The 24,455-nt window shown below is 65.9% G+C and carries 26 protein-coding genes; 16 read left to right on the top strand and 10 right to left on the bottom strand.

The window, feature by feature from the left end:
- The first annotated feature begins 2 nt into the window (after positions 1–2).
- The gene (locus FBY36_RS20540) at positions 3–167 is read left to right on the top strand and encodes a hypothetical protein (protein WP_160141876.1); all 165 of its coding nucleotides are present in this window, start codon (positions 3–5) and stop codon (positions 165–167) included.
- Positions 168–329: 162 nt separating this feature from the next.
- Here FBY36_RS20540 and FBY36_RS06020 read toward each other — a convergent pair whose 3' ends face one another.
- The 3 genes from FBY36_RS06020 to FBY36_RS06030 all read right to left on the bottom strand — a co-directional run bounded on the left by FBY36_RS06020 (position 330) and on the right by FBY36_RS06030 (position 1,429).
- Positions 330–578 (bottom strand): hypothetical protein, encoded by a 249-nt coding sequence (locus tag FBY36_RS06020; protein ID WP_142029136.1) that lies wholly within the window; start codon positions 576–578, stop codon positions 330–332.
- 103 nt (positions 579–681) lie between these two features.
- Complete coding sequence (locus FBY36_RS06025) at positions 682–1,089, bottom strand: SRPBCC family protein (RefSeq protein ID WP_142117768.1); 408 nt, start codon at positions 1,087–1,089, stop codon at positions 682–684.
- Between the two features lie 19 nt (positions 1,090–1,108).
- The gene (locus FBY36_RS06030; RefSeq protein ID WP_142117769.1) at positions 1,109–1,429 is read right to left on the bottom strand and encodes a hypothetical protein; all 321 of its coding nucleotides are present in this window, start codon (positions 1,427–1,429) and stop codon (positions 1,109–1,111) included.
- A gap of 224 nt (positions 1,430–1,653) precedes the next feature.
- Between FBY36_RS06030 and FBY36_RS06035 the strand changes: the two genes are divergently transcribed.
- The 4 genes from FBY36_RS06035 (at position 1,654) to FBY36_RS06050 (ending at position 5,701) form a co-directional block, all read left to right on the top strand.
- A complete protein-coding gene (locus FBY36_RS06035) occupies positions 1,654–2,994 on the top strand; it encodes a pectate lyase family protein (RefSeq protein ID WP_235008735.1) in 1,341 nt (446 codons plus the stop codon).
- Positions 2,994–4,874, top strand: coding sequence for a pectinesterase family protein (locus tag FBY36_RS06040; RefSeq protein ID WP_142117771.1), 1,881 nt, complete (start codon positions 2,994–2,996; stop codon positions 4,872–4,874). Before FBY36_RS06035 ends, FBY36_RS06040 begins: the two co-directional genes overlap by 1 nt.
- A 93-nt stretch (positions 4,875–4,967) precedes the next feature.
- Positions 4,968–5,327: a VOC family protein gene (locus FBY36_RS06045; protein ID WP_142117772.1), complete on the top strand. Its 360-nt coding sequence runs from the start codon at positions 4,968–4,970 to the stop codon at positions 5,325–5,327.
- Positions 5,328–5,416: 89 nt separating this feature from the next.
- On the top strand, positions 5,417–5,701 hold the full coding sequence (locus tag FBY36_RS06050; protein WP_142117773.1) for a DUF427 domain-containing protein: 285 nt from the start codon (positions 5,417–5,419) through the stop codon (positions 5,699–5,701).
- A gap of 117 nt (positions 5,702–5,818) precedes the next feature.
- On the opposite strand, the gene FBY36_RS20545 is transcribed toward FBY36_RS06050, so the two are convergent.
- Complete coding sequence (locus FBY36_RS20545; RefSeq protein WP_160141877.1) at positions 5,819–5,962, bottom strand: hypothetical protein; 144 nt, start codon at positions 5,960–5,962, stop codon at positions 5,819–5,821.
- Between the two features lie 118 nt (positions 5,963–6,080).
- The gene (locus FBY36_RS06055; protein ID WP_142117774.1) at positions 6,081–6,998 is read right to left on the bottom strand and encodes a patatin-like phospholipase family protein; all 918 of its coding nucleotides are present in this window, start codon (positions 6,996–6,998) and stop codon (positions 6,081–6,083) included.
- A gap of 189 nt (positions 6,999–7,187) precedes the next feature.
- Here FBY36_RS06055 and FBY36_RS06060 point away from each other — a divergent pair, with 189 nt between their 5' ends.
- Together FBY36_RS06060 and FBY36_RS06065 are read left to right on the top strand one after the other, a co-directional pair.
- Positions 7,188–7,661 carry a GNAT family N-acetyltransferase gene (locus FBY36_RS06060; RefSeq protein ID WP_142117775.1) on the top strand — a complete coding sequence of 158 codons (474 nt, stop codon included), beginning with the start codon at positions 7,188–7,190 and terminating at the stop codon, positions 7,659–7,661.
- A gap of 120 nt (positions 7,662–7,781) precedes the next feature.
- Positions 7,782–9,017 (top strand): NYN domain-containing protein, encoded by a 1,236-nt coding sequence (locus tag FBY36_RS06065; protein WP_142117776.1) that lies wholly within the window; start codon positions 7,782–7,784, stop codon positions 9,015–9,017.
- Between the two features lie 128 nt (positions 9,018–9,145).
- Here the strand turns inward: FBY36_RS06065 and FBY36_RS06070 are convergent, their stop codons facing one another.
- Positions 9,146–9,619: an SRPBCC family protein gene (locus tag FBY36_RS06070; protein WP_142117777.1), complete on the bottom strand. Its 474-nt coding sequence runs from the start codon at positions 9,617–9,619 to the stop codon at positions 9,146–9,148.
- Between the two features lie 496 nt (positions 9,620–10,115).
- Here FBY36_RS06070 and FBY36_RS06080 point away from each other — a divergent pair, with 496 nt between their 5' ends.
- From FBY36_RS06080 to FBY36_RS06100, 5 genes are read left to right on the top strand one after another with little or no spacing between them, the layout of a single operon-like run.
- Positions 10,116–10,979 (top strand): MurR/RpiR family transcriptional regulator, encoded by an 864-nt coding sequence (locus tag FBY36_RS06080; protein ID WP_142122512.1) that lies wholly within the window; start codon positions 10,116–10,118, stop codon positions 10,977–10,979.
- Between the two features lie 60 nt (positions 10,980–11,039).
- On the top strand, positions 11,040–11,951 hold the full coding sequence (locus FBY36_RS06085) for an NAD(P)-dependent oxidoreductase (RefSeq protein ID WP_142117779.1): 912 nt from the start codon (positions 11,040–11,042) through the stop codon (positions 11,949–11,951).
- Between the two features lie 36 nt (positions 11,952–11,987).
- A complete protein-coding gene (locus FBY36_RS06090; RefSeq protein ID WP_142117780.1) occupies positions 11,988–13,535 on the top strand; it encodes an aldehyde dehydrogenase family protein in 1,548 nt (515 codons plus the stop codon).
- A 7-nt stretch (positions 13,536–13,542) separates the two neighbouring features.
- The gene (locus FBY36_RS06095) at positions 13,543–14,769 is read left to right on the top strand and encodes an amidohydrolase (RefSeq protein ID WP_142117781.1); all 1,227 of its coding nucleotides are present in this window, start codon (positions 13,543–13,545) and stop codon (positions 14,767–14,769) included.
- The gene (locus tag FBY36_RS06100) at positions 14,766–16,151 is read left to right on the top strand and encodes a DUF3100 domain-containing protein (protein ID WP_142117782.1); all 1,386 of its coding nucleotides are present in this window, start codon (positions 14,766–14,768) and stop codon (positions 16,149–16,151) included. The genes FBY36_RS06095 and FBY36_RS06100 overlap by 4 nt, the downstream gene beginning before the upstream one ends.
- Before the next feature lie 142 nt (positions 16,152–16,293).
- On the opposite strand, the gene FBY36_RS06105 is transcribed toward FBY36_RS06100, so the two are convergent.
- The 4 genes from FBY36_RS06105 to FBY36_RS06120 form a co-directional block, all read right to left on the bottom strand.
- The gene (locus tag FBY36_RS06105; RefSeq protein ID WP_235008736.1) at positions 16,294–16,602 is read right to left on the bottom strand and encodes a hypothetical protein; all 309 of its coding nucleotides are present in this window, start codon (positions 16,600–16,602) and stop codon (positions 16,294–16,296) included.
- 183 nt (positions 16,603–16,785) lie between these two features.
- A complete protein-coding gene (locus FBY36_RS06110; protein WP_142117783.1) occupies positions 16,786–18,813 on the bottom strand; it encodes an ABC transporter ATP-binding protein in 2,028 nt (675 codons plus the stop codon).
- On the bottom strand, positions 18,810–20,558 hold the full coding sequence (locus FBY36_RS06115; protein ID WP_142117784.1) for an ABC transporter ATP-binding protein: 1,749 nt from the start codon (positions 20,556–20,558) through the stop codon (positions 18,810–18,812). Before FBY36_RS06115 ends, FBY36_RS06110 begins: the two co-directional genes overlap by 4 nt.
- Positions 20,559–20,685: 127 nt before the next feature.
- A complete protein-coding gene (locus tag FBY36_RS06120) occupies positions 20,686–21,636 on the bottom strand; it encodes a GlxA family transcriptional regulator (RefSeq protein WP_142117785.1) in 951 nt (316 codons plus the stop codon).
- Positions 21,637–21,772: 136 nt separating this feature from the next.
- Between FBY36_RS06120 and FBY36_RS06125 the strand changes: the two genes are divergently transcribed.
- From FBY36_RS06125 to FBY36_RS06140, 4 genes are all read left to right on the top strand, one after another.
- Positions 21,773–22,411 carry an isochorismatase family protein gene (locus tag FBY36_RS06125; RefSeq protein ID WP_142117786.1) on the top strand — a complete coding sequence of 213 codons (639 nt, stop codon included), beginning with the start codon at positions 21,773–21,775 and terminating at the stop codon, positions 22,409–22,411.
- Between the two features lie 115 nt (positions 22,412–22,526).
- Positions 22,527–22,883, top strand: a complete 357-nt coding sequence (locus FBY36_RS06130) for a DMT family transporter (RefSeq protein WP_142117787.1) — start codon at positions 22,527–22,529, stop codon at positions 22,881–22,883.
- A complete protein-coding gene (locus FBY36_RS06135; protein WP_142117788.1) occupies positions 22,880–23,200 on the top strand; it encodes a DMT family transporter in 321 nt (106 codons plus the stop codon). The genes FBY36_RS06130 and FBY36_RS06135 overlap by 4 nt, the downstream gene beginning before the upstream one ends.
- A 143-nt stretch (positions 23,201–23,343) precedes the next feature.
- Positions 23,344–24,435 (top strand): LacI family DNA-binding transcriptional regulator, encoded by a 1,092-nt coding sequence (locus FBY36_RS06140; RefSeq protein WP_142117789.1) that lies wholly within the window; start codon positions 23,344–23,346, stop codon positions 24,433–24,435.
- Positions 24,436–24,455 lie beyond the last annotated feature (20 nt).

Genomic DNA, 24,455 nt, shown 5'->3' on the forward strand with positions numbered 1-24,455 from the left:
AAATGAAAAGCACCACCGAAGGTTCTCAGGACGCCGCAAACCAGGACACGCAGCAGGTGGCGGCGCCAAATTCCATGGACTCAGAAGGCAACGTTGCCGAGTGGACGTCTGACTGCCTTCTCACACTCAAGAGTCCCATCCGCTTCATCCGGGCCGACTGGCCCTAAGCGCGGACCGCGCCGCCCGGGGACGGGCCACCTGGACCACCGGTATGACTCCTTGGAGCCATGTGCCCAACACGGCCAGCACACTGGTCCAGGTCGTTACCCGCCGTTTCAGGCCCGCCCGGGTTCGCCAAGCGCGTGCTCCCTGACGCTAAAAGCCAAGTGTCAGCTTGAGGCGTCCCGCTCGATTTCTTCGGCGAGGTCTTCCACCTCTTCGGGGCGGGCTTCAATACCCGCTTCCTCGAAGCGCTCCTCGAGGACGTGTGTCACATCGTCCTGGACATGGCCCAGCTGGATGTCATGGCGGACATCCTCGGCGATACTTTCAGGCGTCTCATGGTGCTCGGTTCCGGCCACGATCTCGTCGTTGCCGTCAAAGGGGTCGTTGGCGCCGCCAGCTCCGGAATCAGTCATACTCCATCGTTACCCTTCGCTGTCCGGCAGTAAACGGGCAGTAGGCGCCGATGGAAACGGACGAGGGCGGGCGCGTCCCCCTGTCGTCTGTTTCCATTGCGCCTCAGGAGACGTCGGCGAGAATCCCTTCAATCCGGGCCAGCAGGCCCGGCCAGCCGTTGCCCATGCCTTCGATGGCCTGCCTGCCCGTTGGGGTGTCGAGGCGGAATCCGGCGTGTTCGTGGTGGAGGATGGTCCCGCCGTCCACCGGCTCCAGCCGCCAGGTGATGGTGGTGTCAAGCATGCCCTCCGAGAAGAGGAAGCTGATGGACTTTCCCGGGTCCACGGTGAGGACCTCGCACTGCTGGTGGCCCCACGCATCCATGTCCATGGTGAAGCGGTGGCCCACCACGGGTGCGATGTCGCCCGGTGCCCACCAGCGGGCCAGCAATTCCGGGGTGGTCAGCGCGGCCCACACCGCCGTGGCGGGGTGCGAAAAGCGGCGTTCCAGCCGGATGGCGTTCTCGGTCATGACGGATTCTCCTCGTCGCCTAGGTCGGTTGCGCCGGGTTGGACATGGCCCCGGCCCGCCGTCCAAACCTGTAGCCGGCCCAGAAAGCGAGGAACAGCAGGCCCACGACGGCAACGGCAAGGCCGAGCTGGGTTCCCTGGGTGACAAAGGCCGCTCCATTGGCGCTGAACGGCTGGTTGCTCAGCGGGGCGTAGGCAACCCACCCGGTGAAATCCCGGTTGAGGTAGGCGATCAGGAAACCAACAAGCACGGCAACCAGGCCAAGCAAAGGCACGACGGCGGCAGGAACCTTGCCGCGTCTGGACCCCGGGCGTTCTTCAGGTGTTGCATTCTCCCCCATGCAGGCGAGTCTAGCCGCGAGCGTCGACCTGCCGGAGAGCGCTCACTCGCAGTACTTCCGCCACTTTAGAAACATCTGCCTCTTCTATTGCCGAGAAAACGCTTTCTCGGTATGGTCCTTGTCAGCGCTCACAAATATTCGGCGGCAAAGTGGCCCCGGACCGGGGCGCAGTTCATTCCAATGACGGAAGAGAGAACATGCGAAAAAGCAGTACGCACTTATCCATGTCTGCAGCCATCGCCGTGGCAGGAGCACTCCTCGTTGCCGGACCGGCAGGGGCTTCCCCAAACCCGGCGGCCGATCCTACCGCCCAGACCACCCAGACACCCCTTGAACGTCAGGTCCTGCCAGCAGGAAACGGCTGGGCATCCGAAGGGACCGGAACCACCGGCGGATCGGCAGCAGAGGCCGCCAACGTTTACGACGTCTCCAGCAAGGCAGAACTGCTGGCCGCCTTCGCCGCCGGAAGCCAGGCCAAGATCATCCGGATCCACGGCAGCATCAACGCCAACACCGCGGCGGACGGCTCCCCTCTCACCTGTGAAAGCTATGCCGAAGGCACGGGCTACAGCCTTGCGCAGTACCTCCACGATTTTGACCCCGAAACCTACGGGCGGGACCAGGAGCCGGCAGGTCCACAGGAGGACGCCAGGCGCCTGGCAGCCGCCAAGCAGGCGAAAACCATCCGGTGGGATATTCCCAGCAACACCACGATCGTTGGCGCCACCCCGGACAGCAGCATCACCGGCGCCGCCCTCCGCATCAATGGTGCCGGGAACGTCATCGTCCGCAACCTCACCCTGAGGGATGCGGCGGACTGCTTCCCCGCCTGGGATCCGACTGATGGCACCGAGGGAAACTGGAACAGCGAGTACGACCTGCTGCAGGTCATCAACAAGGCCACGCACGTCTGGATTGACCACTCGGCTTTCACGGACGCCCCCAACCTGGACAGCGCCCAGCCGCTCTACTTCGGCCGCCCCTACCAGGTGCATGACGGCGCAGTGGATGTCACCAACGGCTCGGACCTGGTGACCATGTCCTACAACCGGTTCTCCGAGCACGACAAGCTGCTCCTGATCGGTTCCACCGATTCACCCACGCGCGGCGACCCCGGCAAGCTGCGGGTCACCATCCACCACAACGTCTTCGAAAACGTGGGCCAGCGCGCGCCGCGCGTCCGATTCGGCCAGGTGGATGTGTACAACAACCACTTCGAGGTGACCGAGGACAGCAAGATCCCTTACAAATACAGCCTGGGCGCCGGGTTCAGCTCCCACCTCTACGCCGAGGCAAACGCCTTCACGCTTCCGGCCGGCATTGATGCTGCGGACATCATCGGCCGCTATAAGGGAACGGCCATCACCACTATCGCCAATGCGGTCAACGGCAAGATCACCGACCTTCGCGCGGAGTACAACGCGGCCGCAGCCCCCGCCGACCAGCTGGCTGAGGATACGTCCTGGACCCCAACCCTGCGTACCCAGGTCCACCCGGCCCAGGCCGTGCCGGCGCAGCTCAAGGACTCCACTGGACCGGTCTTCACGGCAGGAGGCAACCTTTAATGGCTGCCATCCTGCCCAGCCGCCGCGGCGTCCTGACGGCACTGGCACTCACCGCAGGGGCCGCGGCATTCTCCGGAACAGGCATGGCGAACGCACTCTCCCAGGCCGGTCCCGACCCCACCAAACCCCGCACCAAGCCGGTCATCTTCGTGGTGGGGGACTCGACGTCGTCGGCCTACCAGCAGTCCGAACGTCCCCGCGCCGGCTGGGGACAGGCCCTGCCGCTCCTGCTGGGCCCGCAGGCCACCGTCTTTGACTACGCCTGGTCCGGCGCCTCCTCGAAGAGCTTCGCGGACGCCGGGCTGCTGGACCGGGTGCTGGCGCTGATGCAGGCGGGTGACTACCTGCTGATCTCCTTCGGCCACAATGATGAAAAAGTGGCGGACCCGGCCCGCGGAACGCTCCCCGACACCACCTTTAAGGAGTACCTGGGCAGGTACATCGACGGGGCCAGGGCGCGTGGGGGCATGCCTGTGCTGGTCACCCCAGTGGAACGCCGCCGCTTCGATTCGTTCGGCAATGCCAAGGACTCCCACGGGGCGTATCCGCAGGCCGTCCGGGAGCTCGCCGCCGCGTCCGGGACTCCCCTGGTGGACCTCACGGCGTCCTCCAAGGCGCTGTGGCAGCAACTGGGGCCGGAAGGAACCAAGTCGCAGTTCCTCTTCCTGGCTCCCGGTGAGCACCCGCAGTATCCGCAGGGTTCGGAGGACAACACGCATTTCCAGGCCGCCGGTGCGGTGGCTGTGGCCGGCCTGGTGGCGCGCGAACTGCAGTCCAAGGAGATTGCCCCTCCGGGCTACTTCCTGAACATCGACGCGGTCACGGATCCCCTGCTGGATATGTACTGGCCTGCCGAGCGGCCCATCGACCTTCCGGTGACGCTCGACGTCGGACCGGGCCGGACGTTCGCGACAGTTCAGTCCGCCATCGATTCCGTCCCTGCGGGCAGCCTCCAGCGGACCATCATCAGGATCCAGCCCGGCACCTACCGGGAAGCCGTTCGGGTTCCGGCGGACAAGCCCCGGATCTCCTTCCTTGGCCAGGGCGGGCGGCCGGAGGACGTGCTGCTGGTGTTCAACAACGCATCCGGCACGCCGAAGCCCGACGGCAGCGGCAACTTCGGCACCTCCGGCAGCGCGTCCGTCCGCATTGACGGGCCGGACTTCGTGGCGCGGAACCTTACCATCAGCAACGATTTCGACGAGGCCGCCAACATGGGGATGAAGGACCGCCAGGCCGTGGCGCTGCACATCACCGGGGACCGTGCGGTGCTGTCCAACGTCAGGCTGCTGGGCAACCAGGACACCCTGCTGGTCAACTCACCGGGGGCAGGCGTCCAGGCCAGGTTCTACTTCGAGGGCTGCTACGTGGAGGGCGACGTGGACTTCATTTTCGGCCGCGGAACTGCCGTCTTCAGTGGCTGCGAGATCACGTCGCTGGACCGCGGCTCCAGCACCAACAACGGTTACGTGACGGCGGGCAGCCAGGACCTGTCCATCCCGTACGGCTACCTCTTTGACCAGTGCAGGCTCATCTCGGATGCCGCGAGGGATACCGTCCATCTCGGCCGGCCGTGGCATCCCAGCGGTGACCCGAAAGCCGTTGCCCAGGTGCTGGTGCGGGATTGCTGGCTGGGCGCGCACATCTCCGGAACGCCGTGGACGGACATGAGCGGCTTCTCCTGGCGGGAGGCACGGTTCCACGAGTTCAACAACCGCGGCCCCGGCGCGCAGGTTACGCCCGACCGTCCGCAGTTGCCCGGGGCTGAGGCGGGCAAGTACACGGTCCGGACGTACCTGCAGGGAACGGACGGGTGGGCGCCGCAGCTCGCCGGTACCAGGGCGGACTGCAGCGTGGTGCCGGCGGAGGCGGCTGCCTAGCTGCCGAGGGGATGCCCGGTTCCGGAATGGAGCCGGGCATTTCTCCTCTCCAGGGCCGGGACAGCGGGCCGGACCCGGGGTTAGGCTGGGCGGATGTTGACCATTGGAACCATCGTCCTCGGCGTCAACGACGTTGCCGCCGCCACCAAGTTCTGGCAGGAAGCCATCGGCTACGTCCCCCGGGAACCCTGTGACGACACGTGGGTGACCCTTGTGCCGGCGTCGGGCCCGGGCGCGGCACTGTCCCTCATGCTCAGCGAAACCCCGGTCCAGGCCTATCCGCGGATCCATCTGGACCTGTACGCGGATGACCAGGGTGCGGAGGTGGACCGGCTGGTGTCCCTCGGAGCCAAGCACGTGGACTGGGACATGTACCCCGACGACCCCGACTTTGTGGTTCTGGAGGATCCGGACGGAAACCGGTTCTGCGTGATCGACAAGAGTCCGCGGTAGCCGCCGGGAACAAGCCCGCCGTCCAGGCCGTTGGCACCCGTACGACACCTGCCGCATTCCAAGCGGCGGCAGCGACGGAAGGGAACCTCATGGTCAGGGCTATCTGGAACGGAAAAATCATCGCCGAGTCCGCGGACACGGTGGTGGTTGAGGGCAACCACTACTTCCCGCGAGACGCCGTCAACGCCGGCTACCTGCGCGACAGCGACAAGAACACGTTCTGCCCCTGGAAAGGCCAGGCCAGCTACCACACGCTGGAAGTGGACGGCCGGCGGAACGACGCCGCTGCCTGGTACTACCCCGATCCAAAGGACAAGGCCAAGCACATCGAGGACCGGATCGCCTTCTGGCGCGGCGTCACCATCGAGGACTAGCAGGCAGATAAGAAGGACGACGGCGGGTGGGCACCCGCCGTCGTCCTTCTGCGTCACTTGCTGCTGCTACCGGCGGCGGGTGGCCGGGCTAGGAGTTCCGGCCGCCCGCTGGCCTGGTCAGCGCCGATTTTTGCGGGGCTTTACAACGTTGAGTTCGCCGCTTTCATGCTTTGCTTTTTTGTCAGCCCGTTTTTCGAGGATCGACTTGCCGACTTTCTTGGCGGCGCTGCTTTTGGGGGATTTTCCGGACATCGGAATCACGCCTTTCCTTGCTTGCGTACCCGCAACGCTACGCGCTTTTATTTTTTTGGCTAGCCCTCTGAAGTACCGGGATCCCGGCTGATCTGCTTGCTACACCCCCGAGTTTTCTCTCATTCCTTCAGCGCCAAAATTCGGTGAGCTGTTGCGCAAGCATTTCACCTTGGCGGTGCCCCGCCCGGGCTGCGGCCGGGCGCAACGAAAAGTCCATCGCGTTGGGGCCGAACAAGTGCTCAGCTTCGCTGCCGGGGAAGACTGTTTCCACCCTGCTCCCGCCTGCCCGCAACTCCTCCACCTGCGCGGCGAGCTGCATTCCCCACTCCAGCGGCGTCCGGGTCCTGCCGCCGAAGGGCGAGAGCACCAGGACGCGCGCGAACCCCGACGCAAGGTCCGCGTTCTCGTTGCGCCGGTAGCCGCCGTCAATATAGCGCCTGTCCCCGATCCCATAGGCGAACCCGCTGGCACAGCTGGCGGCAACGGCGTCCACCAGATCCACGCCACTGCTGCTGTCGAACACGGCCGGCTCGCCGGTGTGGGCATCGACGGCCGTGATGAGCAGCTTGTGGTGCGGCCAATTTCGGATTGGCAGCCGCGCGGCCACAGTCCCGCGCCAACGTGCGGTCGGGTCATGGGCCGCGGCCAGATCCATGGCCAGAACCCCCATCCGGCGGCGCATGTCCCCCGCGTCTTTCGATGAGGCGATGATCCTGCCCGTCCGCTCCAGGTGGTCAGACACGGGTCTGGAAGGAGCGGGGCCAGTGGTGGATCCTGGCGAAGCCGTCGGGTGCGGGGGCGCATCCAGGACTGCGGCATAGAGTTCTGTGGCCGCGGCACCGGCGATCTGCGCCGCAGCGGTGGACCCGGCCGAGGTGCCGATGACCAGGTCCGCGTCCGTCACGTCCAGGCCGGCGTCGGCCAGCCCGGCGAGGACGCCGATCAGCCACGCGTTGCCGGTTGATCCGCCGCCGCCGAGGACCAGTGCCCGTCGGGAGTCCGCCGGCGGGATGAGGTGTGGTGTTGAAGAAGGTGTTGAGTTCATGGGAGTCGCCTTTCGCGAATAGCGTGTTTGGCGCTCCCGGTGGCGGCTACGTCAGCCGCGCGATCGTGGACTGCGGGGAGCACCCATTGCGGATACAGCATTCATGGGTCTCACCTCCTGCGGTCGGGTCACGATCACGGGAATCATGGCACAGCGGAGAAGCTGCCCGCAACAGGTAAATTTGAGGCGATGATTTCCATAGACCGGGACAACCCCACGCGTGACGACGTCCACCTCCTGCTCAGCGAGCACCTGGCAGACATGTTTGCCACCTCGCCGGCTGAGAGCGTCCACGCCTTGGACCACTCGGCGCTGTCCGCCCCCTCGATCACGTTCTGGACGGCCCGGGAGGACGGCAACCTGCTGGGGTGCGGCGCGCTTAAGCTCCTGGACTCCCCCACCGGCCCGGCAAGGCACGGCGAGATCAAGTCCATGCGCACCACGGCAACCGCGCGGGGACGGGGCGTTGCCACCCTCATGCTCCGGCATATCCTGGACGAAGCCCGGGCCCGGAACCTTGAGCACGTCTACCTGGAGACGGGAACCGAGGACTACTTCGCGCCCGCCCGCCGCCTCTACGCCCGGCACGGTTTCGCCGAGTGCCCGCCGTTCGCCGATTACGTGCTGGACCCCAACAGCGTCTTCATGGAGCTTCGCCTTTAGCAAGGCACATGCCCGGCACGTAAGGAGGCGGACGACCGCGTGTGGCCACCCGCCGTCGTCCCTCCTGCGTTTGGGCGCGTTCCGGTCACCCCTGCCGGGCTTTGCTGGCACACTGGGCCAATGAATGAGGCCCTCCCACCCACCCGCCGGCCCGGCATACGTGCTGCAATGTTCGTTGACTTCGATAATGTCTTCACCGGCCTGCAGGCCATCGACCCGGAGGCCGCGAAGCGTTTCGCGGAGGACCCCAAGCATTGGGCCGAAGCACTGTCAGCCGGAGACTCTGGCAAGAGCGCCCGCCGCTTCCTGATCCGCAACTGCTACCTGAACCCGACGGTGTACTCGAAGTACCGGACCTACTGGACCCGCGCCGGATTCCGCGTGATCGACTGCCCGTCACTGACACAGCGGGGTAAAAGCAGCACTGACATCAACCTGGTACTTGATGCCATGGACGCACTCTCTGGAAGCGTCGGCATCGAAGAGTTCTTTCTCGCCTCTGCGGATGCGGACTTCACATCGCTGATACAGCGGTTCCGCGCCGCCGACCGGATGACCACGGTGATAGCGGCCGGCGCCGTCGCCTTCGCGTACCGGGAGATGGCGGACCACGTGGTGGAGTCCCACGACTTCGTTGCTATCCTCAACGGCACCGCGGGCGAACCCATTCACGCGGTTGCCCCCGGGACTCAACGCCAGGCCCCCGCCGCAAGCAAGACCAAAACAAAGGCGGCTTCGCCGGGTGTCCGGGACGTGCTGGAGTTCGTCCGCGCCGCCCCGGGTCCGGTAGTCGGTGCGATGGTTGCTCACCGTGCCCTCGCAGCAGATCCTTCCCTGAAGACGGACTGGGGCGGTTTTGGACGATTTGGAACGTGGGTCTCACAAATTGGCAAGGACATCGAGTATTCGTCGGTGCAGGGCGGCTGGGTTTGGGACGCAAAGCGGTTTTCACTTGAAGATCTTCCGGCTCCTGCTGACAAGCAGCCCGGCGTTGAAGAGCAAGTTACGCGGGTAACGGATGTCCCGGCCCTCTCGGCCGCCCAGTTCCGGCAAATCTTCCAGTCCATGGCGGCCCGGCTCGGCGAGCATCCGGCCAACCGCACCGAGCTGTCACGACAGGTTCGGGATGATTGCGTCAGCGCGGGCGAGCCCGTGTCCCGTAACGCCGTGAGTTTCGTGCTGCAGGGCCTCTCCTACGCCGGCTTCCCGCTCAGTGATGAGGCAACGTCAGCCCAGCTGGCAATTGCCTGGACACGGTACGTTGAGGAACTGTGCCGGGTTGCGTTGTTGGAGTTCGACGCGGCTGAGCAGCTCGCGGTCCGGCGTTGGGCCAGCGGCGGGCTGTTGGATACCTAGCATCTCCACAGCCGAGGACTGGAAACCTTACACGGCCACAGGCAAGCCCGCGTCGAACCGACGCACCGAACGGAGACGGACAACGGCGGGTGGGCACCCGCCGTCGTCCGCTTCAGTTTGCCAGGTGTCTAGAACTGTCCGGTGGGCCCGGTGTCCTTGACCTCGCCGCGCCAGCCGCCGGTTTCGGTACCGCGCGATTCGATGAAGTCCTTGAACTTCCGCATGTCCGCCTTCACCTGCATCTCGTCGACCTTCAGGGCCGCGCCGGCTTTTTCGGTGGCGGTTTCCGGCGCCCATTCGAAGTGGACCTTGACCTTGGTGTGGTTGGCATCCAGCGGCGTGAACCTGATGATTCCGGCGTGGGACTTGCCGTCGGTGCTGCGCCAGGCGATGCGGTCGTCCGGCTCCTGGTCGACTATTTCGGTGTCGAATTCGCGCTGGACACCACCCACTTTGGTTACCCAGTGGTTGGTGGTGTCGGTGAGCTGGGTTACGGATTCCACGCCGGACATGAACCGTGGAAAGGATTCGAACTGGGTCCACTGGTTGTACGCGGTGTGCACCGGTACAGCGACGTCAACGGTCTCTTCTACGTGTTCCATCTGCTGCCTCCTAAAAACGGACGGCCGCAACAGCGGACTGGCAGGGCTTGGCATCCTGCCAGTCAGGCAGCCGCCACCTTTTCACGATAGATCCGCCGGCTACCGGGGTCCAGACCTCCGCAAAGAAGCGGACGACGGCGGGCGGGAACCCGCCGTCGTCAGCTTCCGCTGGGTGACTACCCGCTGAAGGGGACCTTTTCCCAGCTCAGCACGTCTGCACCCGGGGCGCTGTTGCCCGTGACCGTGAACCGGACATAATCGACTGCATTGCTGGCGCCATCCACCGTGATGCGCTGCAGGTTGCCCGGCGGGGCTACAGAGCTGCCCGAGCAACCCGGAACAAGATTTACATCCCGGAAACGCAAAGCCCTGTTCGCAAACGAAATTGCAGAGTACATTGGATGCAATTGCACTTGCAGAGTGATCTGCGTTACAGGACAGGCCTACCGTGAACCCCAGCGCTTTCCCAGAGCAGGCACCCGAGCAGTCCGTCGAACTGGATACCAACGGCTCCGACATCAGCTCGCACGCCTGGCTCGGCGACGCCCTGCCCCATGTTCCGCTGACCAAGGCCCAGAGCCGGGTGGTGGAGGTCATCCGCCGCAACCCGCAGCTCTCCTCCTACGCGGACATCGCCGAAATCGCCCAGCGCGCTGATGTGAACAATTCCTCCGTAGTGCGCACTGCCCAGCACCTGGGCTACCGGGGCTGGCCCGACCTGCAGCGGGAACTCCGCTCCCGCTACCTGGTGATGATCTCCACCGAAGACACCCTCACCGAGCACGGGGAAACCCGCAGCCCCCTGTATGAGGCCATCAACCACGACATGGAAAACCTCCGCCTGACGCTGGACTCCAACACCCCGGAGGAAGCCGAGGCCACCATTGCCGCGCTGGCGGCAGCCAAGTCCATTACCGTCGTCGGCATTGGCTCCTTTGCCGGACCCGCCAGCGTCATGGCCCACCTGGGGTCCACCATGGGTTATCCCATCAGCCTGGAAAGCCGCGCCGGCCCGCACCTGGCCTCAAGCACCAACAGCCTGGGCCCCGGCGACGTCCTAGTGGTCATCAACATGTGGCGCTCGGTCAAGCAGATCATCATCGCCGCAGAAGCCGCCAAGCAGGCCGGTGCCACCGTCGTCGCCATCAGCGACCTGCGCCGCGGCCGACTGGCCACGGCAGCTGACCACCTCCTGGTGGTGGCCTCCGAAGGCATCTCATTCTTCCAGTCCGTCACCGCCGCGAACTCCCTGGTTTACGGCCTGCTCGCCGGCATGGAAGCAGCGCACCCGGAGCGCAGCCGGGCCACCATCCGCCGCACCCAGCAGCTCTGGAAAGACCTGGACATCTACCTCGACTAACTGCGCTGCACAAACAGAACGACGCACCCAGAACCACCACAGCCACCCAGGAGTACCCCTATGAACGAGCCACAAAACCGCCGCGTCGCCGTCATCGGCCTCGGCGCCATGGGCGGAGCCATGGCCGCCACCCTGCACAAGGCAGGCTGGGACGTCACCGGCTTCGACCCCTCGGAAGCCGCCCGGAAAGCTGCCGAAGAAGCAGGCATCAGCACCACGGACTCCCTGGCCGGCCTGGCCGGAACCCCCTACGCCGTCCTCTCCCTCCCCGCCGCCGGCATCGTGGAAACCACCGTGCCGCAGCTCCTGGCCAGCCCGGGAACCGTCGCCATCGTCGACACCACCACCTCAGAGCCGGCCACCAGCAAGCACATGGCCGAGCTCGCGGAATCCCATGGGGCTGCCTTCATCGACGCCCCCGTATCCGGCGGCCGCGACGGCGCCGCAACCGGCAGGCTCAGCGCCTTCGTGGGCGCCACGGATGCCGCGCTGAAGGCCGCCGAGCCCGTCCTGCTGGCGCTCACGGGCGGCAACTTCAGCCACATCGGCGGCCCCGGCAGCGGCAACGTGGTCAAGCTCCTCAACAACGTCCTGGCGGCCGCCAACCTCGCCTCCGTGGGCGAGGCCCTGGGCGTGGCCAAGGCGTACGGCATCGACCCCGCCACGGCAGCGGCCAGCATCAGCGGTGCCTCCGGCGGCAGCAAGGTCTCGGCCACGATGTACCCCAACTGGGTCCTCACCGGCAGCCACGACTCGGGCTTCTCCATGGGGCTGATGGCCCGCGACGCCGCCCTGGCCGTGGACGTCGCGGCGCAGATCGGTGAGAAGCCCGCGCTCCTGGCCGCCGTCGCCAACCAGTGGCAGGACGCCCTGGCAGTGCTCGGACCAAAGGCCGACTTTACCGAGATCGCCCGCACGGTGGCTCCCGCCATCACCCCGGCCGGCGCGCCCGGCACCCCGTCCGCTGCATAGGCCTCCAGCGACACGATCCCCCAAAGGAACAGCATCTTGAGTATCACCACAGCACCCACCTCATCCTCCGCGGCCACTGCCAGGGAAGTCCTGGACGCCGCCTTCCCGGACGGCCTTGGTGCCTTCATTGACGGCGGCATAGCCACCGGCAGCGGTGACAGCATCACCCTCACCGCCGCCGCCACCGGCGAGCCCTTCGCCACCTACGCGGACCCTGGAGCCGAGGGTGCCAACACCATCCTGGAAAGCGCGACGGCGGGAGCCGCCGTGTGGGGGCGGCTGAACGGTTTCGAGCGGGCCGCCATCCTGCGCAATGTCAGCCGCGCGGTGGAGCAGCATGCCGAGGAACTCGCCATCCTCGAATCGGCCACCACCGGCAAGCCCATCCGCGACGCCCGTGCAGAAGCCGCCAAGGTGGCCGAAATGTTCGGCTATTACTCAGGCTGGGCGGACAAGCTCACCGGACAGACCATTCCCGTCCCTGGCAACTGGCACACGTACACCGAGCGCGTGCCGTGGGGTGTCGTCGTCGCCATCACCCCCTGGAATGCTCCCCTGTTCACCGCCGGCTGGAACTCTGCCGCACCGCTCGCCGCGGGCAATGCGGTGATCATCAAGCCCAGCGAATTCACCCCCGCGTCCTCGGTCCGGCTCGCCCAGATCGCCCACGAAGCAGGGCTTCCGGCCGGCGTCTTCAACGTTGCCGCCGGCCTGGGCCAGACGGTGGGCGCAGCCCTCACCACCGATCGCCGCGTGGGCAAGGTCAGCTTCATCGGTTCCGTCCCCACCGGCCGCCGCGTTGCCGTGGCAGCAGCCCAGGCCGGCATCCCGGCCCTGCTGGAACTCGGCGGCAAGAGCGCCAACATCGTCTTCGCCGACGCCGACCTGGACCGGGCCGCGGACGGAGCCATCTCCGCCATCTTCTCGGGCGCGGGCCAATCCTGCGTGGCCGGGTCCCGGCTCCTGGTGGAACGGAGCGTGCACGCACAATTCGTGGAGCTGGTCGCCGCCAAGGCAGCAAGGCTTCGCGTCGGTGACCCGCTCAGTGCTGACACCGAGGTGGGCCCCATCATCACCCCGCAGCAGTTCGCCACCGTTACCGGCCTGATCGAGGCAGGAATGGACGACGGCGGCCGTCGCCTCACCGGGGCCACATTGCCGGAGGCGCTGAGCGGCTCAGCCCTGAAGGGCGGGCACTGGGTGATGCCCACCCTGCTGGACGGCGTCACGCCCCAGAACCGGCTGGAAACCACCGAGGTCTTCGGACCAGTGGTGGGCGCGGACGCGTTTGATACTGAAGCCGAGGCCATTGCCCGGGCCAACAACACCAGCTTCGGCCTGGCCGGCGCGGTATGGACTTCGGACGTTTCCCGGGCGCACCACGTGGCCCGCGAGGTCAAGGCCGGCACCTTCTGGATCAACTCCTACAAGACCATCCACGTGGCGGTGCCGTTCGGCGGGTTCGGAGATTCCGGCCACGGCCGTTCCTCCGGCCCGGGCGTGCTGGACGAGTACACGCAGACCAAGGCCGTCTGGGTGCCCACACGCGCCGCCGGTTCCCCCTTCCCGTCCCTGTCCTACTAGGAGACCCATGGAAACGACTGACACAACCCCCGCGGCCGATGCGCTGCGCACTGCCCTGGCGGACGGCGTCGAACGCTGGAAACCCAAGGTGGAGGCGCTGGCCAAGGACATTCACGGTTTCAAGGAAGTCTCCTTCGAGGAGGTGAAGTCCGCGGAGGCCATCACCGCGCTGCTGGCCGAGGGCGGCTTCGAGGTGGAGCACGGCACCAGCGGCCTGCCCACCGCCTTCACCGCGACTGCCGGCAGCGGCGACCTGGCGGTGGCGCTGTGCGTGGAGTACGACGCGCTGCCTGGTATCGGCCACGCCTGCGGGCACAACCTGATCGCCGGCGCGTCCGTGGCTGCGGCACTGGCGCTACAGCCGTACGTGGACGAACTTGGCATCACGCTCAAGGCCATCGGCACCCCGGCGGAGGAGCACGGCGGCGGCAAGGCGCTGATGCTGCAGCAGGGGGCGTTCGACGGCGTGGGGCTGGCGTTGATGGTCCACCCCGTCCAGGACGGGGTCACCTACAACCCGGCCGGCACCAGCGCCCAGGCTGTAGGCCGGTACAAGGCCACGTTCACCGGCAAGGCGGCCCATGCGGCGGCCGCCCCGCACATGGGGGTGAACGCCGCGGATGCGGCCGTGCTGAGCCAGGTGGCGATCGGCCTGCTGCGCCAGCAGATCCCATCCGACCACCGGATTGCCTGCTTTGTGGCCGAGGCCGGTCATGTCACCAACATCATCCCGGAGAAGGCCGTGGTGGAGTTCGAGTGCCGTGCCTTCACACTGCGCGAATTCGAGGCGCTGCTGGTGCGGGTGCGCCGCTGCTTCGAAGGGGCAGCGCTTGCCACCGGAACCACGCTGGCGTTCGAGGACACCGAACCGCTGTATGAGCCGCTGATCCAGGATGACGACCTGGCAGCGCACTGGACCGCGGCGATGGACGCATTCGGCAAGGACACCTCGCCCGCCGCCGGGCTGAGCGGCGGCTCCACGGACATGGGCAACATCTCCCAGGTCATCCCGTCCCTGCACCCGTGGCTGAGCATTCCGGGTGCGGACGTTCCCATCCATTCGCATGCGTTCGCCGCACTGGCGGATACTCCGCAGGCGTACGGGGTGATGTTCGAGGCCGGCACCGCGCTGGCCTGGACCGTTGCCGCGGCTGCCTCAACCCCCACCCAACGTCAACGCTTCACCCAAGCGGCGTACCGCCGTCGTACTTTCACCCAGGAAGGCGCATCATGAGCACTGTCAAAACAGCCCGGACGGATAAGGCCGGCACCAGGCTGACCATCCCCATCGCCGCTCTGGCGTTCGTGATTGCCCTCGCCGTGCAGTTCATTGGGCAGGCGAAGATCGACCTGGGCATCGGCGCCATCATCATTTTTCCCATGGTGTGGGGCCTGATCCTTGGCCTGCTGGTGTCCATCCAGAAGTTCAAGCCGCTGGGCATTGACCTGCAGCGGGTTGCGGCTGCCCTGGTGGGCGTGGCCGTGCTGCTGCTGGTGGCGCGGCTGGCGTTCAACATCGGCCCCAGCCTGCCCACCCTGCTGAAGGCGGGTCCGGCGCTGCTGCTGCAGGAGGTGGGCCACCTGCTGGGGACCATCGTGCTGGCGCTGCCGCTGGCCGTGCTGCTGCGGATGGGCAAGGCCACCGTGGGTGCCACCTTCTCGCTGGACCGTGAACCGTCCTTCGCCATGGTGTCCGAGAAGTACGGCCCGGACTCGGACCAGTACCGCGGCGTGCTGGCGATGTACGTGTTCGGGACCCTCTTCGGCGCCGTGTTCATTACGCTGCTGACCTCGCTGGTGGCCAACTGGAAGATCTTCGATCCGCTGGCGCTGGCCATGGGCGCCGGCGTGGGGTCCGGTTCCATGATGGCCGCGTCCGTCGCGAGCATCACCGCCGCCTACCCGGGCGACCAGGAAGCTGTCCTGGGCATGGCCGCCGTATCCAACCTGATCACCACGGTGCTGGGCGTGTACGTGGGCATCTATGTGGCGCTGCCGCTGGCGGACAAGTTCTACCGGGTGCTGACGCGGAAGCAGGTGAGCCGTGAGGTTGTTGCTGCTGGTGCTGGTTCTGGCTCTCCTGCCGCTCCGGCCCGCAGCGCTGCCGATGTGGAGCGCGAGGCCGCGCAGGCGGAGGAGAACCGTCGGTTCCGTGAGCGGGTGGCCGAGTCCTCCGCGGCCATCAAGCTGCCGCTGTGGCTTTCACTGTCTGTGCTGACGGTTCTGGGTATTGGCACGGCGTCGATCGCAGCGAAGGGGTTCAGCCTGACCATCGTGCTGGGGTATGTGGTCCTGCTGGCGCTTGTCCTGGTGGGCATCGCGCTGGCGAAGGTGACGCGGAAGATCTCTGCCATCGTGTTCATCACCACCATCGGCGCATACATTTCCAGCCCGTGGTTCTTCGGGGCCGAGGCGCTTAACGCGGCCGTCAAGACCGTGGACTTCCTGTCCATCGCCACCGTGATGCTGACCCTGGCCGGCCTGTCCCTGGGCAAGGACATCCCGCTCCTGAAGAACATCGGCTGGAAGATCATCCCGGTGGGGCTGGTGGCCATCACGGCGTCGTTCCTGCTGTCCACGGTTATTGCCGAGTTCGCGCTGGGGTTGTGGCACTGAGTTAGTTGCGGGTCGTCGTCTTTGGGCGGCTTGCGCGGAACGGACGACGGCGGGTGGGCACCCACCGTCGTCCGCTTTCATTTCAAAGGCCGGATCCGGGAGGCTGCTCGATGGGGATTTTCAGCTCGCGCCTATTCTGCGGTCAGCCCGCGCCCTGGCCCTCGCGCGCCGTCTCCTCCAGAATCCTGGCCGAGGGCGCTGCGGTCATCAGTTGCCCTATCACGTCGGGGTTGTCCCACACGTCGCGGCGGAGCCCCTTCAGAAAGCCGTCCGCAGCATCTTTGGTATCGAAGTCAAGGAGTACGGTAACGCTGTTCTGCTCCTGGGTATCCCGGAAAAGCCGGACAGACCTGGCGCCGGAGGAAGCGCGGCCTGCAGGATCACTGTCGAATACCTTCTTGAAGGCCTCGTAATCCCGGACTGGATAGCTGATCTGCAAGGTGAACATCATTGTTCCTTTCCTCGGGCTGGGTCAGGTAAAGATAGGCCTTCCCGTGTCATCCCGATAGGGGCGGAGGGCCCCGCTGCCCCGGCTGCCTTTCCATCGTCCTGCAAGGCCAGCCCAGCCGCCGTCGGGCGACAGAACGGGCCTTGATATTGATGCCCACCGCGGCGACGAGCGGAAGCGAGCCCCTTAAACCTCCGCCACCGGCGCCGCGAATTGGGCCTCGTACAACCGCGCGTAAGCGCCGCCGGCAGCCAGCAGTGAACCGTGCGTCCCCTGCTCCACGATCTGGCCGTTCTCCATCACCAGGATGAGGTCGGCATCGCGGATGGTGGACAGGCGGTGTGCAATCACAAACGACGTCCGGTCGGACCTCAACGCACTCATCGCCTTCTGCACCAGCACCTCGGTCCGGGTATCAACCGAGGACGTCGCCTCGTCGAGAATCAAAACAGACGGCTGCGCCAGGAACGCCCGCGCAATCGTCAGCAGCTGCTTCTCACCAGCGGACACGTTGGCGCCCTCGTCGTCCAGCACCGTGTCGTACCCCTCGGGCAGGGACTTCACGAACCGGTCCACATAGGTAGCCGTTGCCGCCTCCAGAATCTCGTCCGAAGAAGTAGTAGGCCGCCCGTACGCGATGTTGTCCCGGATGGTCCCCCCGAACAGCCACGTATCCTGCAGCACCATCCCCATCCGCGAGCGCAGGTCGTTCCGCGTCATGGTGGTGATGTCCACGCCGTCCAAGGTGATCCGACCTGCGTCCAGCTCGTAGAACCGCATCATCAGGTTCACCAGCGTGGTCTTGCCCGCCCCCGTCGGTCCAACAATCGCCACAGTCTGCCCCGGCTCCGCCACCAACGACAACCCACTAATCAGGGGCTTGTCCGGTGAATACGAGAACGACACATCCTCAAACACCAGCCGCCCCCGCGCAGCACCGTCCGGACTCTGAAGGGAGGCCCCCGCAGGATCCGCCGACTGCTCCTCCGTGTCCAGCAGCTCGAACACCCGCTCAGCAGAAGCCACGCCGGACTGCAGCAGGTTGGCCATGGACCCCAGCTGCGCCAGCGGCTGCGTGAACTGCCGCGAGTACTGGATGAACGCCTGCACATCCCCCAGCTGCATCGCCCCGGACGCCACCTGGAGGCCGCCCACGACAGCGATCCCCACGTACACCAGGTTCCCGATAAACGTCATGGCGGGCATGATCAGCCCGGATATGAACTGCGCGCCGAAGCTCGCCTCATACAGCTCAACGTTCTTCTGCCGGAACCGCTCCCCCACCTCGCGCTGCCGGCCGAACACCTTCACCAGCGCGTGCCCTGTGTAGGTCTCCTCGATCTGCCCGTTCAGCTCGCCCGTGTTCTTCCACTGCTGCACGAACAGCTTCTGCGAGCGCTTGGCAATCAGCGCAGTGATCCCCAGCGTCAGCGGAATGGTCACCAGCGCGATCAGCGCCAGCGTGGGCGACAGGATGAACATCATCACCAGCACGCCCAGCACCGTCAGCACCGACGTCACCGCCTGGCTGATGGACTGCTGCAGGCTCTGCGAAATATTGTCCACGTCGTTCGTCACCCGGCTGAGCAGCTCACCGCGCTGGATCGAGTCGAAGTACCGCAGCGGCAGCCGGTTGATCTTCGCCTCAATCTTCTCGCGCAGCCCGAACACGGTCCGCTGCACCACGCCGTTCAGCACATACGCCGTCCCCCACATGAACGCCGACCCCAGCACATACAGCACCAGCGCCCACGTCAGCACGCTGGCCAGCGCCCCGAAATCGATCCCCGTCCCGGGCGTCAACGTCATGGCGCTGAGCATGTCCGCCTTCTGGTTCTCCCCCGCCGCCCGCAGCTGCGCAATCAGCTGCGCCTGCGTCACGCCCGGCGGCAGCTGCTTGGACACCACCCCGGCGAAAATCAGGTTGGTGCCCTCGCCCAGCAGCCGCGGCCCGATCACCTGCAGCACCACGCCCGCCACGGCCATGAACAGCACCAGGATCAGCCACGCACGCTCCGGCCGCAGGGTGGCCAGCAGCCGCTTGGCTGAGCCTTTGAAGTTCATCGCCTTCTCGGCCGGGACGTTCATCCCGGCAAAAGGACCGCCCCTTCCCGGTCCGCCGGCCGGGCGGGGAATGCGTACGACGTCGGCACTTGCAGTTTTGGACGCAGGCCCGGCCTTGGTGCCGGCTTCACGAGTGGGTTCCGGACTCATACCGTCTCCTCCGCTGCGAGCTGGGACGAGACAATCTCGCGGTACGTCTCTGACGTCTCCAGCAGCTCATGGTGCGTTCCGTGCGCAACGATCCTGCCGTCGTCGAGCACCAAAATCCGGTCCGCATCCACGATGCTGGACACGCGCTGGGCGATGATCACCAGCGTGGCGCCGGCGGTGCTGCGCTTCAGGGCCTGGCGCAACCGGGCATCGGTGCCCGTGTCCAGGGACGAAAACGAATCGTCAAAGATGTAGAGCTCGGGCCGCTTCACCAGGGCCCGGGCGATGGCCAGCCGCTGCCGCTGACCGCCGGAGACGTTGGTGCCGCCCTGCGAGATGGCCGCGTCCAGCCCTTCCTCCATCTCCTCCACGAAGTCCCGGGCCTGCGCGATCTCCAGCGCGCTCCACAGCTCGTCCTCCGTGGCGTCCGGATTCCCGTACAGCAGGTTGCTCCGCACCGTACCGGAGAACAGGTACGGCCGCTGCGGCACCAGGCCGATGTGCCCCCAGAGCAGGTCCGGATCCAGCTCGCGGATGTCCACGCCGTCGATCAGCACCGCCCCGGAGGTGACGTCGAAAAGCCGCGGCATCAGGTTCACCAGAGTGGTCTTGCCGGACCCGGTGCTGCCGATGATAGCCGTGGTCTGGCCCGCCTTGGCGGTGAAGCTGATTCCGGACAGGACGGGCTGGTCGGCACCCGGGTAAGCGAATCCGACGTCGCGCATCTCCAGCTCGCCGCGCCGCTTCCCGCCTGCGAGGGCCGCGCTGGTGACCGGGTTCTCGGGCGGCCGGACGCTGGACTCGGTACCCAGCACCTCGCCGATCCGGTCCGCGGACACCGACGCGCGCGGGATCATCACGGCCATGAAGGTGGCCATCATGACGGACATCAGGATCTGCATCAGGTAGCTCAGGAACGCGATCAGGGTGCCCACCTGCATGGACCCGTCCTCGATCCGGAACGACCCAAACCAGATCACCGCCACGCTGGAGACGTTCAGGACCAGCATGACCACGGGGAACATGAGCGCCATCAGGCGGCCGGCGCGCAGGGCAACGTCCGTGACGTCGGTGTTGGCGCGGGCGAAGCGGGCCGTTTCCATGTCCTCGCGCACGAATGCCCGCACCACGCGGATGCCGGTGAGCTGCTCACGCAGGACACGGTTCACGGTGTCGATCCGGGCCTGCATCTTGCGGAACAGCGGCACCATGCGCGTGACGATCAGGCCGACGGCGATCAGCAGCACCGGGACGCACACGGCAATGAGCCAGGACAGCTGGGCGTCCTGCCGGATGGCCATGATCACCCCGCCGATGCTGAGCATGGGCGCGGCAACCATCAAGGTGGCGGACATCAGCACCAGCTGCTGGACCTGCTGGACGTCGTTGGTGGACCTGGTGATCAGGCTGGGGGCGCCGAAGCGCGTGACCTCCTGCTCGGAGAACTCTCCCACCCGTTCAAAGATGGCGCCGCGCAGGTCGCGGCCCAGGCCCATGGCGGCCTTGGCGCCGAAGTACACGGCGATGACGGCGCACACGATCTGGGCCAGCGTGATGAGCAGCATGAAGCTGCCCGTGGACATGATGTAACCGGTATCGCCCCTGGCCACACCCTGGTCAATGATGTCCGCGTTCAACGTGGGCAGGTACAGCGACGCGATGGACTGCGCCAGCTGGAAAACCACGACGGCGGCGAGCAGCGGCCGGTGCGGCCGCAGGTATTCGACGAGCAACTTCCAGAGCAAGGCCGGGCTCCAACCTGACGGAGTGTCCACAAACGTGTGGTGCGAAGGTCAGTGTACGTCCGGAAACTGGCACTTAACCGGGGTTTTTGCAGGAAGTTGCCCGGTTCTCTTACGGCGTACGTCTGTCCTACGCATGCCGCGCGTCGAACCGCCGCCTGTAGTCCGTGGGGGTGGTGGAAAAGGCGGCTGCGAAGTTCTGGCGCAGGGTGACAGCGTTGCCGAATCCGCAGTCGGCGGAGATCTGTTCGATCGAAAGGTCCGTGGTTTCGAGCAGCCCCCGGGCTGCGTCCAGGCGGCGGGCGCGGATCCAGGCGGCCGGAGTGGTCCCGGTTGCTGCCCGGAAGGCGCGGACAAATGTGCGGCGGCTCAGGTGCGCCTGGGCCGCCAGCCGGTCGATGGTCAGCGGCTCCCCCAGGCGGGCCAGCGCCCATTCAAGCAGGCGCGAAATCGGGTCGTCACTTGAGCGCGCCGGCACCGGATGCTCGATGTACTGCGCCTGTCCGCCCTGCCGGTGCGGCGCGATGACCAGGCTGCGGGCCACCTGGTTGGCTGCCTCCGCCCCCAGGCGGGCCCGCACGACATGCAGGCAGGCATCCAGCGCCGAAGCAGTGCCGGCGGAGGTGAGCACATCACCGTGGTCGATGTAGAGGACAGACTGGTCCAGCGGGACATCCGGGTGCCGCGCAGCAAGGGAGTCGAACGCCTGCCAGTGCGTGACGGCCGGACGCCCGGCGAGCAGTCCGGCGTCGGCCACGGGGATCGCGCCAAGGCACAAACCCAGAATGGGTGCCTCGCGCCCGTGTGCCTCCTGGAGCACCTGCCGCAGCGAATTGCCCAGCATTCGCCCGTCGTCGAACCATGAAGGCACCACCACGATGTCCGCTTCCTTTGCGGCCGCCGGTCCTTCCATCTCCCCCAGCCGGTATCCCTCAGCGGTGGTGATCCCGCCTTCCTGGTCGGAAAAAAGAACCGTCGTCCAGCCGGCAAGGCCCTGCCGCGCCACCTCATCGAAAACCATCTGTGGCACGGAGAGGTGGAACATCGTCACCCCGTCGAAGGCATACACGGCGATCCTCATGGCACCCCTCCCCGTACTTTTGGCCCGAATCCATCGTACGTTCGCCTTCGTGCCACTGTTGACCTGCATCGGGAACGGGAAGAGTGGAACGGCCGCCAACCGGCAGCCGAATCAAACGCCAGGGAGAACCAAGACCATGAGCAGCCCCCGCCGCGCCCTCATCCTCATCGATGTGCAGCAGCAGTACTTCAGCGGCCCCCTCGAAATCCAGTACCCGCCGCACCAGGAGTCCCTGCCCACAATCGCCAAAGCGGTGGACGCCGCCACGGCCGCCGGCATTCCCATCGCCGTGATCCAGCACTCCGCGGGCGAAGGCGCGCCGGTGTTTGCTCCCGGCACACCTGCCTTCGAGCTGCACCCCGAGATCGAACGCCGCAGGACCGGCGAATGGAAGTCGCTGGTCAAGCAGTACGGCTCGGTATACGCCGGTACGGACCTTGCCGAGTGGCTGCGGAAGCACGACGTCGACACGGTCACCTTGGTGGGCTACATGACCAACAACTGCGTGCTCGCCTCCGCCGTGGAGGCAGAGTTCCTCGGCTTCAGCACCGAAGTCCTCTCCGATGCCACGGGTGCCATCAACCTCGCCAATGACGCAGGTTCCGCCGACGCAAAAACAGTGCACACCACGCTGCTCGCGCTGCTGAACTCGAACTGGGCAGCAGTGGCTGACACCGACACCTGGGCCAACGCCCTGAGTGCGCAGCAGCCACTCACCGGCAGTGACCTCGGCAGCTCCGCCGTGGCCGGACTGGAACTGGTTCCGCAAACCTAGCCAGCGTCCCCGGCTTCCCGCCTGCCCTTCCCGGCGGGAAGCCCGGGAACACCGGCAGCAATCGCGGCGTTGCATCCACGGGAACCAGCCCAAACGAATGTCAAGGACTTTTTGGATGAAGTGGATTTTTCTCGCCGGCGCCATCCTGAGTGAGGTGACAGCCTCCCTCTCATTGAAAGCGGCCCTGGATAATCCTGCGCTCTTCATCGTGGTGGTTCTCGGCTATTCCGCCTCCTTTGCATTCCTCGCCGGAGTCCTCCGCAAAGGCCTGGGCCTCGGTGTTGCCTACGGCATCTGGGCTGCCCTGGGGGTGACACTCACCGTGCTGCTGGCGGCCCTCATCTTCGGCGAAGCGCTGACGCCGGTGATGATGATCGGCGTCGCCATGGTGATCGGCGGTGTGCTCTGCGTTGAACTCGGATCGCGCAAGGAGCCGGCGGAGGAACCTGCCAAAGAAATGGTCAACTCATGATGTGGCTGCTGCTGGCAGCGGCAATCCTCACTGAAGTCAGCGCCACCCTCCTCCTGCGGGTCGCTTCCACCGGTAAGCGGCGCTGGTACGTACCGGTCGGCGTCGGCTATGTCCTGGCGTTCACGCTCCTCACGCTGACCCTGGACCAGGGCATGAGCCTCGGCGTTGCCTACGGCATCTGGGCCGCAGCCGGCGTCGCACTCACTGCCCTGGCCAGCCGCGTCTTCTTCAAGGAGGCCATCACCCCCGTCATGATGCTCGGCCTCGTACTCATCATCGGCGGCGTCCTGCTCATCGAACTGGGCACAGTGCACTAAAGGAGGCACCCAGACGTCAGGACAGTCAAGCGCCGCCTTAACCTCCGGGCTGGCCGTGAGAGCATGATAACGATCCCAAAAACGGGTGTATTGAGTCGGCAACCGCGGACGCAGCGCTGAAACTTCCTGAGGAGGGGAACCCCGTGAGCCAACCGCCGCTTCCTCCAGCCACCATTATCGACGTCGCATTGAAGGCAGGCGTTTCGAAGTCAACTGCCGCCAGGGCGCTGGCTCGGTACGGATCGGTCAGCCCGAAGACAAGGGAACGGGTGCAGAAAGCGGCGGATGAACTGGGTTACCAGCCCAACGCCCTTGCCCGCAGCATGATCACTGGGCGAACGCGGACCATTGGCGTGGTGATACCCGATGTGGGAAACCACTTCTTCGCCGTCGCGATGAGGGGAATTTCCACTGCGGCGCGCGACGCAGGTTATGAGGTCCTGCTGAGTAGTACCGAGGGCGATCTGGCGCTGGAGCGCCGCGCCGTTGAACTTCTCGCTGGTAAACGGGTAGACGGCATTGTCATTGCGCCTGTTTCCACAGAGGAAACAGAGCACCTGGAAAGACTGGAGAGCCAGGGTATTGCAGTGACCTTGCTAGATCGCCCGGCCCCTAAAGTCAAGGCTGCTTCCTACATCTCGGTGAATCACGTGGAGGCTTCCAGTCTTGCCGTTAATCACCTGATTGACCTTGGACACCGCGACATCGGGATAGTCACCGAGGCGCTGATGCCGGAGGGATGGCAGGCATCTGTCCCTGAGGAGGGCAAGAAGTTGCGGCCCAGCGCGGCACGTCTCCTCGGATATGTGAATGCACTCCAGAGCGCGGGAATTCGGTACCGGGACGAGTACGTCGCGCACAGCGCCTATGCAAAGGCTGCGGCCTACCAGGCTACCCGGCGGTTGATAAGGGATAACCCCGGGCTGACCGCGATCTACTGCACGGACAGTGAACTGAGCGCAGGGGCCTTCGCGGCCCTGCAGGATCTGGAGATCGCGTGCCCGAAAGATATGTCCTTGATCGGATTCGACGACCAGGAATGGGCCACTCTGGTCCGCCCCAAGCTGACGGTTGTGGACCAGCCCAGCCACCAGCTGGGGATGGCGGCCACCAACGAACTGCTGCTGGCTATAGGTGCGCCCCAGGACCGGCGGGGAGACCGGACGCTGAGCGGACGCCTCATCGTGAGGGACTCTACCGCCAGGCCCCGCACACCATTGGCAGCGGATCGCTGAAGCTTTCTGGGGTGAGCAGG

The sequence above is a fragment of the Arthrobacter sp. SLBN-122 genome, assembly GCF_006715165.1.
In the GTDB taxonomy this organism is placed as follows: domain Bacteria; phylum Actinomycetota; class Actinomycetes; order Actinomycetales; family Micrococcaceae; genus Arthrobacter.

Bases quoted from the DNA above. Each gene is read 5' to 3' on its own strand.
- FBY36_RS06095 (WP_142117781.1), top strand. From the start codon at position 13,543: ATGGAAACGACTGACACAACCCCCGCGGCCGATGCGCTGCGCACTGCC.
- FBY36_RS06065 (WP_142117776.1), top strand. From the start codon at position 7,782: ATGAATGAGGCCCTCCCACCCACCCGCCGGCCCGGCATACGTGCTGCA.
- FBY36_RS06040 (WP_142117771.1), top strand. From the start codon at position 2,994: ATGGCTGCCATCCTGCCCAGCCGCCGCGGCGTCCTGACGGCACTGGCA.
- FBY36_RS06085 (WP_142117779.1), top strand. From the start codon at position 11,040: ATGAACGAGCCACAAAACCGCCGCGTCGCCGTCATCGGCCTCGGCGCC.
- FBY36_RS06020 (WP_142029136.1), bottom strand. From the start codon at position 578: ATGACTGATTCCGGAGCTGGCGGCGCCAACGACCCCTTTGACGGCAAC.
- FBY36_RS06135 (WP_142117788.1), top strand. From the start codon at position 22,880: ATGATGTGGCTGCTGCTGGCAGCGGCAATCCTCACTGAAGTCAGCGCC.
- FBY36_RS06025 (WP_142117768.1), bottom strand. From the start codon at position 1,089: ATGACCGAGAACGCCATCCGGCTGGAACGCCGCTTTTCGCACCCCGCC.
- FBY36_RS06100 (WP_142117782.1), top strand. From the start codon at position 14,766: ATGAGCACTGTCAAAACAGCCCGGACGGATAAGGCCGGCACCAGGCTG.
- FBY36_RS06105 (WP_235008736.1), bottom strand. From the start codon at position 16,602: ATGATGTTCACCTTGCAGATCAGCTATCCAGTCCGGGATTACGAGGCC.
- FBY36_RS06060 (WP_142117775.1), top strand. From the start codon at position 7,188: ATGATTTCCATAGACCGGGACAACCCCACGCGTGACGACGTCCACCTC.
- FBY36_RS06110 (WP_142117783.1), bottom strand. From the start codon at position 18,813: ATGAGTCCGGAACCCACTCGTGAAGCCGGCACCAAGGCCGGGCCTGCG.
- FBY36_RS06050 (WP_142117773.1), top strand. From the start codon at position 5,417: ATGGTCAGGGCTATCTGGAACGGAAAAATCATCGCCGAGTCCGCGGAC.
- FBY36_RS20540 (WP_160141876.1), top strand. From the start codon at position 3: ATGAAAAGCACCACCGAAGGTTCTCAGGACGCCGCAAACCAGGACACG.
- FBY36_RS06120 (WP_142117785.1), bottom strand. From the start codon at position 21,636: ATGAGGATCGCCGTGTATGCCTTCGACGGGGTGACGATGTTCCACCTC.
- FBY36_RS06035 (WP_235008735.1), top strand. From the start codon at position 1,654: ATGTCTGCAGCCATCGCCGTGGCAGGAGCACTCCTCGTTGCCGGACCG.
- FBY36_RS06130 (WP_142117787.1), top strand. From the start codon at position 22,527: ATGAAGTGGATTTTTCTCGCCGGCGCCATCCTGAGTGAGGTGACAGCC.
- FBY36_RS06055 (WP_142117774.1), bottom strand. From the start codon at position 6,998: ATGAACTCAACACCTTCTTCAACACCACACCTCATCCCGCCGGCGGAC.
- FBY36_RS06045 (WP_142117772.1), top strand. From the start codon at position 4,968: ATGTTGACCATTGGAACCATCGTCCTCGGCGTCAACGACGTTGCCGCC.
- FBY36_RS06030 (WP_142117769.1), bottom strand. From the start codon at position 1,429: ATGGGGGAGAATGCAACACCTGAAGAACGCCCGGGGTCCAGACGCGGC.
- FBY36_RS06070 (WP_142117777.1), bottom strand. From the start codon at position 9,619: ATGGAACACGTAGAAGAGACCGTTGACGTCGCTGTACCGGTGCACACC.
- FBY36_RS06125 (WP_142117786.1), top strand. From the start codon at position 21,773: ATGAGCAGCCCCCGCCGCGCCCTCATCCTCATCGATGTGCAGCAGCAG.